Source organism: Pseudomonas brassicacearum (assembly GCF_918698105.1).
In the GTDB taxonomy this organism is placed as follows: domain Bacteria; phylum Pseudomonadota; class Gammaproteobacteria; order Pseudomonadales; family Pseudomonadaceae; genus Aquipseudomonas; species Aquipseudomonas brassicacearum_F.
Genome location: NZ_CAKKMI010000118.1, coordinates 1 through 13,375 on the forward strand (window position 1 = coordinate 1; position 13,375 = coordinate 13,375).

Genomic DNA, 13,375 nt, shown 5'->3' on the forward strand with positions numbered 1-13,375 from the left:
GGTGGGGGCGGAGGCGGCAGCGGGATAATGGTCGGCACCTTCGGTGCTTCGCGGCGCACGCCGCTCATGTCGTTGGCCCACTGCCACAGCAGCCAGGCCGCCACGGCACCCAGCGCCAGGCCGGCGACCCACTTGAGCAGGCGCAACGGCGACGTTTTCACCGGGGGCGGATAGATGGGAAGTCTGGCGGTCATGGTCAGCCCTGGCTCGGTTTGCCGGTCACCAGACCGACTTGGGACAGTTCCAGACGCCGCAACAGGTCCAGCACTTCAATGACTTTCTGGTACTGCACCGTCGCGTCGCCGCGCACGATCACCGGGAAGTCCGGGCTCTGGGCCTTTTCGATGCGCAGGCGCTCTTCCAGCTCGGCGAGGGTCACCGGGTAGGCGTCGAGGAACACCTGCCCGCCGTCGTTCACCGAAATCGCCTTGGTCTTGGCTTCGGACAACGACACCGAGGCGCTGGCCTTGGGCAGGTTGATCTGGATACCCGACACCTGGGCCGTGGCCGTGAGGATGAACATCACCAGCACCACCATGAGCACGTCCACCAGCGGCGTGATGTTGATGCTGTCGACCGCCGCGTCATCGTCGTCATCGTGTGAAGCGTTTACGCTAGCCATGGCGATTTCCTCAGGCCGGTACGGACGATTGGGCGTGATGACTGCGGCGATGCGTCGCTTCACCGGACTGGCCTTCACCGTGCATCTCCGCCAGGCGGGTGATGAACTCATCGACGAAGACCCGCATGTCGGCGCTGACTTCCTTGTTGCGGGTGATCAGGCGGTTGTAGCCAAACAACGCAGGGATCGCGACGAACAGGCCCATGGCGGTGGCGAGCAATGCCGCAGCCATGCCCGGGGCAATGGCGTTGATGTTCACGTCACCGGCCATGGCCGTGCCGAGGAACACCACCATGATCCCCAGCACGGTGCCGAGCAGGCCGATGTACGGGCCGCCGGCGATGGCGTTGGACAGGGTCGAGAGCTTCGAACTCAGCGCCTGGTTCTCGCGGGTGCGCACGCCGTCCATGGAACAGCGGATCGCTTCGATGGTGGCCGCCGACACCGACGAAGTGTCGGCGCCCTGCTCGCGGCGGGTGCGGATTTCCTTGACGGCCACCAGGTACAAACGCCACAGCGACGAATGTTGCAGGCGCTGGGCGAGGTCCTGGTCGTCGGCGAACATCTCCAGGCGTGTGCCGATCTGGGCGAACTGTTCGCGGAAGGCTTCGTTGGCCGCGCTGAGACGGCTGACCATGCGGTTCTTGCGGATCATGATGACCCACGACTGGAACATCATCAGCACCAGCACCGCGATGATCACCCAGGCATCGAGCGGCACGGCCTTGAGCAGGAAGCCCAGGCTGCCGAAACCGAAGCCGGACTGCTCTTCATCGACCCCGTAGGCCACCAGTTTCGACTCGGCGCCCTGGGCATTGGCGTCGGCCAACAACAGTGGCGCCGGACGGGCAACCTTGGACAGACGCGCTTCGTCCAGGGCACCGCTGAAAGGTGCGAAGGCACCGGCAGCAACATCAGCCCCCAGGGCTATCGGCGAATTGAATGCAGGCATGGCCACCGCCAGGCTCGCGGTTTCACGCCCATTGACGTACAGCACGACCCGGTCGCCCGAGGCGGTCAACGCCAGGTGTTGCCACTGGCCGGGGTTCAGCGGTTGGGTCGAGACCGCGCGCTGGTCGTTGATCGCTACGAACGGCACACCCTGGTTAACACCAACCAACAGGCTGGTGTCGGCTTCACGACGGGCCAGAATGATTTGTTCGCCACTGGCCTGGTCCTGACGCAGCCAGGTGCTGAAGGTGAACGCCGCGCCGGCACTGTGTTGCAACGACGGGCTGGCGGGCAACAACAGCGGCTGGCCGTTGAACTGCACGGCCCGCCCGATCACGCCATCGATGCTCACGCCGGCCGCGCCCTGGGCATTGTTGCCGTAGGCCGTGGTGTCCTTGGGTGGTACGCCGGTGGCGCCGTCAAAGTGGTACAGCGCGGTGTAGTCCGGGTCGAAGGTCAACTGACCGCTGCCCGTGGCCGGTGCCTTCTGGTTGCCGTAATACATCCACACGTCCTGACGCTGGCCGCCCTCCACGCTCGGCACATCGACCCAGATCAGCGCCATGCCCATCAGCGGGTCGAAGCTTTCGATCTGGTGATTGAGCACGGTCTTGTCGTCGGCACTGACGAAGCGCAGGTCCGAGCCGTCGTCCTTGACGCCGTCGAAGGTGAAATTGCCGGTGTGCAGGCGCACCAGCAGCGCGGTGCGGCCCAAGGCCTGGGCGATGGCGGCGCCCTGGGGCGTGGTGTCCACCGAGATCTGTTTGCGGTAGTGCCAATCGTCCTGCCACCAGGCGTTGGCGGTCGCCGGAAGCACCAGCCCCAGGCAGATAAACAGGGATAACAATAAGCGTTGCATGGACATGACTCCTGGGTTCAAAACGTCGCTTGCAGGTTGAAGTGCAGGCGCGATTCCTGTTTCGAGGTGTTCGGCCCTTCGAGCAGCGGATAGCCCCAGTCGAGGCTGCCGGATAACCATTTGCTCAGGCTGGCGCGGGTGCCGAGGCCGACGCTGGCGAGGCTGTAGTCGGCCTCCTGGTCGGGCAGTTCGTCGCGCAGGTACAACTGCGCGCCTTCGGCGAAGGCATAAAAGCGCCACTCCTGGACGTAGCTGCCGAGAAACTTGGCCAGGGACGGGGTGCGCAGCTCCTGGGACAGCAGGTAGCCGTCGTCACCGGTACGCTCGGCGGCCAGGTAGCCACGCACCGAAGTGGCGCCACCGGCAGAGAATTGCTCGTTGGAAACCAGCGGCCCGGAGGCGAGTTGGAAGGCGGCCTTGGAGGCGGTCTGCCAATCATTGGCGAAGGTGAAGGTGTAATTGCCGTCGCCCTTGAGCACGGCGAAGCTGGGGCTGGCGCGGTAGCGCTTGTAGTCGAACTCTTCGTCGGAACTGCCGTAACCCAGCAGGCTACGAGTACCCGCCACCAGGCTCAGGCCGAGGCCCAACTGGCTGGTTTCGGTGTAGCGAAAGCCGTTGTAGGCGAAGGTGAACGGCGCGTACTTGAGCGGTGCCTTGTCGCTGGCACCACCGAGGTTCAGCTCTTCTTCGAAATCCTTGAAATCCACCCCGACCGAGAAGCTGTTGGCCCACGCCCCGCTGGACGGCAAGCTGTAGATCGCCGACACCCCATAGGAATGACCTTTGCCCAACACGTTGCTGCCGCCGACGGTCGCGACGTTGCTGTCGGATTGGTAACCCGAGAACTGCACACTCCAGCGTTCGTTCAGCGGCGCGGTATAGGAGCCCGACCAGACCTTGGCGTTTTCGGTGTCCTGGGGCGCGGTGAAGAAGGTCAGCGACACGCTGTGGCCCAGTTGCCAGAGGTTGTTGTAGCCCAGGCTGGCGACCGTGCGCAGCTTTTCGGTGTCGGCGCTGTAGTCGTTGTTCAACCCCAGGCTGGCTTGCCAGGGGTCCTGGTCTTCGACCTGCAAATCCACGTCCATCGTCCCTGGGCGCTGGCCTTCGCGCACCAGCGGCATGACTTGGCGCCCCGGGGTTTTGTTCAGCCGCGCCAGCTCTGCCTGGACCTGGGCGAAATCGGGTACCTCGCCTTCCTTCAGCGCTGGCACGTCATCACGGATTTCGACGGGGGAATAATGCTTGGCCCCTACCACCCGCACCCGGCCAATCTTGGTCTCGCTGACTTGCAGGTAGACGATGCCGTCTTCGACTTTCTGCTCCGGCAACTCGACGAACACCGATTGATAACCCCGGGCCTGATAGACCTTTTGCAGGGCCTCCCGGGCGCCTTCGATGTCGCTCAAGGCTTTTTGCGGGCCGAGGAACGGGTACACCGCTTCCTCGATGGCCCGGGCATCGAGCACGGTGTTGCCGCGCACGAAATACTCGTTCACGTCCACCAGGCGAGCCGGCGCCGCTTCGGCCTCCTGCCCTCCTTCGGCGGCGAATGCCGACGGCCCCCCGACCGCCAGCAGCAACCAGCCCCACAGCGCCGGCCGCGATTTGAAGAAATGCTCCACACCACCCCCTGAATTCAAAGTACGGCTCAATTGCTTGCGGTCGATGTCGTGGCGTGCCGGGCCAGCCAGGTGTGCAGCAGCGCGAAGTTCAAGGAGAACTCCGGCATTTGCAGCAAGGCGCCACAGAACACTTCACCGATGATTTTCTGGATGAGACGCACGGCCCGCGCGTCGCCCAGCAGTGTGGCGAGGTCTTTGCTCAGGACGTTGAAGCTCCAGACTTTCTGATTCAGGTCCAGGCCGACGAACCAGCGGAACAGCAGGTTGTAATTGAGTTGTTCATAGAGTTGCTGCTCGCTGGGCACTGAATAGAGCAGTTGCAGCAGGAGGATATGCATGGCGGTTTGCGGTGCGATCAGCATCTGGGCGCCGGCGTTGAGGCCTTGCAGCACATCGCGATGGTCATCCAGCAGGTCGTCGATCTGCGGACGCAGCAAGACCAGTGAATGGCCTTGCGGAATGTAGCTGGACACTTCCTTGAGGGCGCCCTGCCAGTCATCCTGGGAAACGATCCAGACCCACGGCGCGCCGTAGCGATACACCGAGACCGGCTGCTTGCGCGCCGCCTCGACGATCTTCGACAGCCGCTGGTCAAGCTCCTGCATGCCCACTTTCGAATAACGTTCCATAGTCCCCATTGCCTCACTCCCGGCTTCGCGCCCCGGCTCCAAACGACCTGAAAGGCCCCCTCGAACACGTCACACAGGCATGACGGGAATGGCGATGTGCTACCGAACTTTTGTCATGAAAGCTTCATTTTTAGGATATGGAGGGAGGTTTTGTGGGGGCGAGCAAGCTCGGCTCCCACAGGGGTTCTCGGGTGTTCATCGACTCGATGTTCGCCACAAATACCCTGTGGGAGCGGGCTTGCTCGCGAAAGCGGTGGGTCAGTTTGCATTGATGTCGGAGGGGCTGCCGCCATCGCGGGCAAGCCTTGCTCCCACAGGGGGCTCGGGTGGGTAAAAGGTTTGTGTCCACCACCACCTCCATGTGGGAGCGAGCTTGCTCGCGAAAGCGGTGGGTCGGTTTGCAACGATGTCGGCTGGGCAACCGTCATCGCGAGCAAGCCTTGCTCCCACAGAGTTCTCCGGTGTTCACCAACTCCATGTTCGCCACACATATCCCGCTCGCGATGGGGCCTTGTCCCTTTATTGGTGCTGCACCTGCACCATCGAGCTCACCTGCACCCTTGCCTGCATCTGCTCCGCTCCGCCACCGCGGCGCATGCCGCGTACAGGGCAGGCGTCGAGGTAGTCCAGGCCGACCGCCAGTTTCAGGTGACGGTCTGGAAGGGTCAGGCGGTTGGTCACGTCGAAGCTGTACCAGCCATCATCCAGCCAGGCTTCCGCCCAGGCGTGGCTTGCCAGGTGGCTTTCATCTTCGGTGCACAAATAGCCGGAAACATAGCGCGCGGGAATGCCCAGGCTGCGCGCGCAAGCCAGGAACGCGTGAGTATGGTCCTGGCAAACCCCCGTTCCGCCGGCAAACGCCTCGGCGGCGGTGCTGTTGACCGCCGTCGTGCCGGGGCTGTAGGGCATTCGCGCCGCCAAACCGTTCATCAAATCGGTCAAGGCCGAACGATCGCGCCGGCCCGCGCATTGCTCGACGGCGAAGGCGCTGAGGGCCTCATCCGCCTGGGTCAGGCGGCTGGTGCGCAAAAAAGGCAGCGGCGACTGGACGTCCGGCTCCATCACGATGGACTGATGGATTTCCACCTCGCCATAAGCCGTCAGCACCAAGGCGCCGTGGGGCTCGTCCATGGTCATCACATGCAAGATGTTGCCATAGGGATCAATCTGGCTGCGTACCAGTCGCGGCAGCTCCAGGTGCCATTCCAGGATGCGTTGGCGCTGAGTGTCCCGGGGCGTCAGGCGCAGGAACTGGATGCTGGTGCAGACTTCATCGGCATAGCTGTAGGTCGTGTCGTGGCGTATGGACAGTTTCATACGACCTCCAGGTAAGACTCATGGACGGTCTGGCCCAAGTGGCGGATCTGCCCAATCAAGTCGGTCAGCCATTGATGCAGGCCCGACGCCAGGATCTCGTCGATCCCCGAATAACGCAGGCGTGCATTCAGCTCGGCGGCCAGGCGTTGCGCCGGCCGGCCGTTGTTGCCGGGCAAGCTGGCGAGGATGTGGTCCAGCTCCTCGATGCAGGCATGCAGCGAGCGCGGGACGTCAGCGCGCAGCAGCAACATCTCGGACACCTGCTCGGCATTGGGCGCGTTGCGGTAGATCTCGTTGAATGCCTCGAACGAAGACAACGCGCGCAACAAGGCACTCCACTGGTAATAACCACGGGCCGAGTTGTCGCTGACCTCCTCCGACTCCTCGCCGAACATTTCATAGCGGGCGTCCAGCAGCCGCAGGGTGTTGTCGGCGCGCTCGATAAAAGTGCCCAGGCGAATGAAGCAGTAGGCATCGTTGCGCATGATGGTGCCCGACGTCGCGCCACGGAACAGGTGCGAGCGCTCCTTGACCCACTCGCAGAAATGGCTGATGCCGTAGCGCCCCAGGCCGTTGCTGGCGATGTTGCGCATTTCCAGCCAGGTGGCGTTGATGTTCTCCCACATGTCGGCGGTGATGCGCCCGCGCACGGCATGGGCATTGGTCCGCGCGGCCCGCAGGCAGCTGTATATACTGCCGGGGTTGGTTTCATCCAGCGCGAAGAAATGCAGCATGCGCTCGGTGTTGAGCGCGTCGTAACGGGCGTTGTAGTCGTCCAGCGTACCGGCCGCCAGCAGCGACATCGCCAGCTCGGCATGGCCATCGCTGCGCCCGGCCTGGGGCATCAGCGACAGCGAATAGCTGACTTCGAGCATGCGCGCCAGGTTCTCGGCGCGCTCCAGGTAGCGGGACATCCAATAGAGGTCCGAAGCAGTTCTTGAAAGCATGTCTTAGTCCTCCACTACCCAAGTGTCTTTGGTGCCGCCGCCCTGGGACGAGTTCACCACCAGCGAGCCTTCGCGCAGCGCCACGCGGGTCAGCCCGCCGGGCACCAGGCGCGTTTCCTTGCCCGACAGCACGAACGGGCGCAGGTCGATGTGGCGCGGCGCGATGCCGCTCTCGACAAAGGTCGGGCACGTCGACAGGCTCAAGGTTGGCTGGGCGATGTAGGCTTCGGGACGGGCCTTGAGGCGTGCGCGGAAATCTTCGATCTCCGCCGCGCTGGCGGCCGGCCCGACCAGCATGCCGTAGCCGCCGGAGCCCTGGGTTTCCTTGACCACCAGGTCCGGCAGGTTGGCCAGCACATGGGACAGGTCCTGGGGCTTGCGACACTGCCAGGTGGGCACGTTCTTCAGGATCGGCTCTTCGGTGAGATAGAAGCGGATCATCTCGTCGACATAAGGGTAGATCGACTTGTCATCGGCCACGCCCGTGCCGACCGCATTCGCCAGCACCACGTTGCCCGCACGGTACACGGCGATTAGCCCGGGCACGCCCAACATCGAATCGGGATTGAACGACAGCGGGTCAAGGTAGGCATCGTCAAGGCGACGATAAATCACGTCCACCTGCCGAGGGCCGGCGGTGGTGCGCATGTAGACGTGGTCGTCACGCACGAACAGATCGGCGCCCTCCACCAGCTCCACGCCCATTTCACGGGCCAGGAACGCGTGTTCGAAATAGGCACTGTTGAAGCGCCCCGGAGTCAGCACCACGGCGGTGGGGTTCTCGAGGGGGCTTGAGCTCTTGAGGGTGTCGAGCAGCAGGTTCGGGTAATGATCGATGGGAGCCACGCGCTGGGCGGCAAAGAGCTCGGGGAACAGGCGCATCATCATCTTGCGGTCTTCGAGCATGTAGCTCACGCCGCTGGGGGTGCGCAGGTTGTCCTCCAGCACGTAGTAGCTGCCGTCACCGTCGCGAACCAGGTCGACACCGGCGATATGGGCGTAAATGCCGCGGTGCAGGTTCAGGCCCTGCATCGCAATCTGATAACCCTCGTTGGCGAGCACCTGTTCGGGCGGGATGATGCCTTCCTTGAGGATGTGCTGCCCATGGTAGATGTCGGCCAGGAACATGTTCAGGGCCTGGACCCGCTGGATGCAGCCACGCTCGACCATCTGCCATTCACTGGCCTTGATGCTGCGCGGGATGATGTCGAACGGAATCAACCGTTCGGTGCCCTGCTCGTCCCCGTAGAGGGTGAAGGTGATACCGGCGCGATGGAACAGCAGGTCGGCTTCGCGGCGGCGTTGCTCAAGCAGTTCAAGCGGTGTGTCCGCCAGCCAGCGCGAGAAGGCTTGGTAATGCGGGCGGCAGTCACCCTTGGCGTCATACATTTCATTAAAAAAAGCGTGGGGCATAGCCAACTCCCAGCCGTGTCGTACACGGCATTTCTTATTACGTCGTCATTCCACTCAGTACGGCCTTGCCTTTTTTATGAGCCCTGGTTCTCTGAGTACCTCGTTAGGCAATTGGGTCTCTGATCAGGCCTTTGCGTCCGGATGACGTGCGCCCCCCTGTTTATCTACGTATCGAACACCCCTCGCTGGTTCTTTGGTCATGGAGTTGTAGCAAAGGCTATGCCTAAGTGCGATGCATCGAGACAATGCTGGAAAAACCGACGCATAACGACAAAAAAGCGAAATTTCTTTTCGATTTTGCGACGAAAACCTGTTTGGAGGCTGAATCGTTTATGGCCATATCCGGCGTCGACGCCACGAACGGGTCGAATCGGTGCAGCCAGGCGGGAAGCCAGCGTCGAATGCCCTGAAAAGGGGAAATTTATACCCAACGCTCAAACGCCGGGCTTAGCTCAACGATAGCTGACGCGCCGGACTTCGGGGTGGATGAGTTGAGCTTCTGATGCGACAACAAATTAGGTATACATCATCGGACATTGTGGGAGGGAGCCTGCTCGCGATAGCGGTCTGAATGTAAAAGTGATGCCCAAAAAAATGCCCGGACTTCAAAGCCCGGGCATTTTGCTTTCTGGGATGGATCAGAACGTGACGCTGGCACTCAGGCGAGCGGTACGTGGCTCACCGACATTGACTTGCAGTTGACTGCCGGTAGACGACGGGTAGTACTGCTTGTCGAACAGGTTGTCCACGTTCAACTGCAGCGAAGTCTTGTGCCCCAGCACCGGCGATTCCCAGCGCAGGAAGGCGTCGGCGACGGTGTAGCTGCTGAGCCAGAAATCGTTGGCGTTGTTGGCGGCGCGTTCGCCGACATAACGCGCACCGGCGCCGGCGTGCCAGGCACCGAATTCGGCAGGCACGTTCAGGTGGTGGCTCAGGTACAGGCTGGCGGTGTGTTTGGGGGCGTCGGCCAAGCGATGGCCTTCGTCATCCGGATCGTCGAGGATTTCCGTGTGGGTGTAGGCGTATGTGCCGATCAGATCCCAACGCTCGGCCAGGCGGCCGGTGATATCGAGTTCCAAGCCTTGGGAGCCGACCTTGCCGGCGGCTTCCGAGACTTCGTCAACGGTGGTGACGACGTTCTTTTTGACGATGTCGAACAGCGCGAGGTTGATGTTCAGTCCCGGCAGCGGATCGTACTTGGCACCGATTTCGTAACTGCGACCCTCCTCTGGTTGGAAGGTACGACTATTCTTGTCGACCACATCATTAGGCTTGAACGACCGGCTATAGTTGCCGTACAGCGACAGGGTCTCGGTGGCCTTATAGACCAGTCCCAGGAACGGAACGAAGGCATCACCATTGTCGTCACGAACATTGACGCGCGTAATCATGCCTTGGTTGGCGTATTGATCGTAATGCTGGTAGCGCCCCCCGAAGACCAGGATCCAGCGATCATCAAGGTGCCAGTTGTCCTTGAGGTACACCGAGCTGGAAGTCAGTTTGTTGCTCAAATTGCTTTGTTTGGCATTCAGCTTACTGGGTTCAGCCAGGCCGCCATAAACCGGTGCGGTGATGTCGAACCCTCCTTGCGCATCCCCACGATAAGTCTTGCCACGGAACTGATCTGACACCTGATTATCGATACCAACCAGCAGATCATGGCGCTGACCGAACAGCTGCTGCTTACCCATGAAATCCCAACTGGCATAACGAGTTTCATCGTCGTAATGAGCACCGTTGGCGGCCCGCTGAAAAACACCGGTTTTCGACAGGCTTGGCTGCGCAATCGAAAGACTGTACCGATCATTGTTCCAGCCATAGGTGACCCGCGTCTTCCAAGCCTCGCTCAGCTCATACTCAAACCGCGCCGTCGCCGTTTCGCGAATCCCCACGCTCTTGGCCCAAGGCTCATCGAGACGTTTGTCATAATCGATATCGGCCGGATGCCCGTTGGTGAACACCGAGCCCCGATCAAACGGATTGGAGTATTCGTTGTACTCGTAACTCAGGTTCAACGAAGCCCGCTCCCCCGTCCACGCCAGGGACGGCGCCACCAGCGTGCTCTCATTGACCCCATAGTTGCGCCAGTAGTCCTCGTGCCCACGCTCGGCAATCAAGCGATAGGCCAGGCCGGTATCGCCCAGCGGCCCGGTGGTATCCAGGGCCATGGTGCCGCCGCCTTCGCTGTAGGCCGAGCCGCTCAACGTAGTGCTTTGGGTGTATTCGGGCTTCTTGCTGATGACGTTGACCAGGCCACCAGGCTCCAGCGCGCCGTACAGCATCGAGGCTGGGCCCTTGAGCACTTCGACGCGGTCGGTGGTGGCGCTGAAGTTATGGCCCAGGTTCGAGCGCACGCCATCGCGCAGGATCGAGCCATCGTCGTTGGTACCAAACCCGCGCTTGACCAGCGAGTCTCGCGAACCGCCCAGGGTGTTGCCCTGGCTGACACCGCTGACGAACTTCATCGCGTCGCTCAGCGAGCGCACCTGATAGTCCTCCAGGGTCTGCGGGGTCACCACGTTGATCGATTGCGCTTCTTCCTTGATCGGTACATCGCTCTTGCTCGCCGTGCTGGCTTGCGACGTCGTATAGCCCTCGTCCTGAGAGACGCGAATGCCCTGGATGTCCGTGGCCGGCAGTTCGAGAGCGTCCTGCGCCCACAATGGGCTGGCAATGAAGCAGCAGGACAGCGTTGGCAACACACACTTGATAAAGACGTTGCGATTAGCGAGGGGGGTGGAACGTTTCAAGACGCGCACTCATAGAAGGGACGTTAATGAGAGCGAATATACTTTGAGAATCATTCCCAGTAAATCTTTTGTATCAAATGATAAGCGCCGCAAACCCCTGTGGGAGCGGGCTTGCTCGCGAAAGCGGTGGGTCTGTTGCATTGATGTTGGATGTGCTGACGCCATCGCGAACAAGCTCGCTCCACGGATTTCGCGAACGGTGATATCAAATCGCCCTATCCTCCCCTAAAGCTTTGGCGTGCGCGGTCGAATGTATTCCATTGAGAGTTTTTTTTGCCCAGGAGCAGCGGCATGCAGACGTTAAAGGCCTTGTACGAGTCTATCGAGATGCAGTTTTTCGATACCCTCACCAAAAAACTGTCGAGCCTTTTCCTGTTGGTGCTGGTCAGTGGCTTGCTGTATTGGGTAGCCCTCAGCGCCCGTGCCGAGATCCTGCTGCAGTTGCGCAACGCGCAGTTGGACGGCGCCTTGCTGGGGCAGATCGAAGGCCGGCTCGACAGCCTCACCCATGCCCTGCTCTTCGGCGCGTTCCTGACGCTGTGCATGATCAGCTTCATGGTCTGGTATTTCCGCCACCTCATCGTGCGCCCCGTCACCGTCATGACCAAGGCCCTGGAAGAGATCGCCAACGGCGAAGGCGACCTGTCCAAGGACCTGCCGCTGGTGACTCACGACGAGATCCGCGTGCTGGCCGGCACTTGCAACCGTTTCCTGGCCAAGCAGCGGGAAATCATCAGCAACGTCCAGGCACTGACCGTGCACATAGCCGTCGAATCGGCCCGCTCGCTGAAGAACATCAGCGACTCCAGCGACAGCGCCACGCACCAGGCCCGCTTCGCCAAGGAAGTGATGGACCAAAGCAACACCGCCGTGGGCCGCATCGAAGAAGTCTCGCGCCAGACCCAAGGCATCTCCAGCACCACCGCGCAGAACCTGAGCATGGCCCGCGACTCCTACGCCGAGCTGCTGGAAGTGACCGGCAACATCAGCGAAATTTCGAGCAGCCTCGGTGAATTTGCCACGCTGGTGAGCGCCTTGAACCAGCGGTCCTCAAGCATCAAGTCGATTGTCGGGTTGATCCAGCAGATCTCTGCCCAGACCAACCTGCTGGCCCTCAACGCCGCCATCGAAGCCGCCCGGGCCGGCGAAAGCGGCCGTGGCTTCGCGGTGGTGGCCGATGAAGTGCGGACCCTGGCACAAAACGTCAGCCGGGCCACCGATGACATCTCGCGCAACATCGACGCCATGCTCGATGAAGTCAGTTCCACCCACGAACAGACCACCCAGATCAGCCACAGCGCCCGGGAAACCCAGAAAGTGGTGGAGCGCGCCTCCGGTCATTTTGAAAGCATGATTGGCGATTTCGAATCCACCAACGGCAAGCTGGCGGACATCGCGACCCATATCCAGCAGTTCGCCGACAGCAACACGGGGATCAACGACCGGGTCACCCAGATCCACGCCGACAGCCAGTTGATCGACCAGCGCATGCAGCATTCGGCGACGGCCACCCGCGACCTGTCCGGCGTGGCCGAAAAAGTCCAGGCATTGTTGGGTCGCTTCGTGCTCGGCCACGGCAAGCTGGACGCCGCCATCACCCGCGCCAGTGAGTGCCGAGACACGCTCCAGGTTCGCCTGGAGGCGCTGCAAGGCGAAGGCCTGAATCTGTTCGATCAGAATTACCAGTTGATTCCCGGCACCGACCCCAAGCAGTACATGGCCAGCTACACCGAACGCTTTGCCCAGGTCTGCCAGGAAGAATGCGACAAACTCACCCGCAGTACGCCGGGTGGCAAGGTTTCGTTCATTGTCGACAGCAAGGGTTATTGCCCGGTGAACAACAGCTGGGTCTCCAAGCAGCCGACCGGCGACCGGGCGGTGGATTTGCCGGTGTGCCGCAACAAGCGCATCTTCAACGACCCGATCGGCCTGCGTGCGGCGGGTAACGTCCAGCGTTTCCTGCTGCAGACCTACCTGCGCGATACCGGGGAAATCATGACCGAGATCGACGTGCCGTTCTTCTTCGGTGGCCGTCATTGGGGCAACTTGCGGGTGGGCTTCGATGCGGCGGTGTTGTTGGCGGAATAAACAACTACTGTGGGAGCGAGCCTGCTCGCGATAGCGGTGGGTCAGTCAACATCAATGCTACTGACCCGACGCCATCGCGAGCAGGCTCGCTCCCACAGGGGATCTTTGGTGTATGCACATCTTGTGGCCACCCCAAAAACAACTGTGGGAGCGAGCCTGCTCGCGATAGGGGTGGGT

General features: G+C 61.6%; 9 protein-coding genes and 1 pseudogene. 1 reads left to right on the forward strand and 9 read right to left on the reverse strand.

Features of this window, described 5'->3' with window-relative positions; translation table 11 throughout:
* The 9 genes and pseudogenes from LQ215_RS27900 to LQ215_RS27940 form a co-directional block, all read right to left on the reverse strand.
* Positions 1-194: pseudogene (locus LQ215_RS27900) on the reverse strand (energy transducer TonB); the annotation flags it as partial.
* Between the two features lie 2 nt (positions 195-196).
* The gene (locus LQ215_RS27905; protein ID WP_003201710.1) at positions 197-622 is read right to left on the reverse strand and encodes an ExbD/TolR family protein; all 426 of its coding nucleotides are present in this window, start codon (positions 620-622) and stop codon (positions 197-199) included.
* Positions 623-632: 10 nt separating this feature from the next.
* On the reverse strand, positions 633-2,432 hold the full coding sequence (locus LQ215_RS27910) for a DUF2341 domain-containing protein (RefSeq protein WP_230153498.1): 1,800 nt from the start codon (positions 2,430-2,432) through the stop codon (positions 633-635).
* 17 nt (positions 2,433-2,449) lie between these two features.
* Positions 2,450-4,012, reverse strand: coding sequence for a ShlB/FhaC/HecB family hemolysin secretion/activation protein (locus LQ215_RS27915; RefSeq protein ID WP_436839601.1), 1,563 nt, complete (start codon positions 4,010-4,012; stop codon positions 2,450-2,452).
* 68 nt (positions 4,013-4,080) lie between these two features.
* Positions 4,081-4,683 (reverse strand): transposase, encoded by a 603-nt coding sequence (locus LQ215_RS29860; protein ID WP_014338096.1) that lies wholly within the window; start codon positions 4,681-4,683, stop codon positions 4,081-4,083.
* Between the two features lie 519 nt (positions 4,684-5,202).
* The gene (locus LQ215_RS27925) at positions 5,203-6,000 is read right to left on the reverse strand and encodes a transglutaminase family protein (protein WP_230153499.1); all 798 of its coding nucleotides are present in this window, start codon (positions 5,998-6,000) and stop codon (positions 5,203-5,205) included.
* Entirely contained in the window at positions 5,997-6,947 is a 951-nt protein-coding gene (locus LQ215_RS27930; protein ID WP_003201699.1) for an alpha-E domain-containing protein, read from the reverse strand. Before LQ215_RS27930 ends, LQ215_RS27925 begins: the two co-directional genes overlap by 4 nt.
* Before the next feature lie 3 nt (positions 6,948-6,950).
* The gene (locus LQ215_RS27935) at positions 6,951-8,360 is read right to left on the reverse strand and encodes a circularly permuted type 2 ATP-grasp protein (protein ID WP_003201697.1); all 1,410 of its coding nucleotides are present in this window, start codon (positions 8,358-8,360) and stop codon (positions 6,951-6,953) included.
* Positions 8,361-8,998: 638 nt separating this feature from the next.
* The gene (locus LQ215_RS27940) at positions 8,999-11,110 is read right to left on the reverse strand and encodes a TonB-dependent siderophore receptor (RefSeq protein ID WP_230153500.1); all 2,112 of its coding nucleotides are present in this window, start codon (positions 11,108-11,110) and stop codon (positions 8,999-9,001) included.
* 291 nt (positions 11,111-11,401) lie between these two features.
* Between LQ215_RS27940 and LQ215_RS27945 the strand changes: the two genes are divergently transcribed.
* Complete coding sequence (locus tag LQ215_RS27945) at positions 11,402-13,198, forward strand: methyl-accepting chemotaxis protein (protein WP_230153501.1); 1,797 nt, start codon at positions 11,402-11,404, stop codon at positions 13,196-13,198.
* Positions 13,199-13,375: the final 177 nt, after the last annotated feature.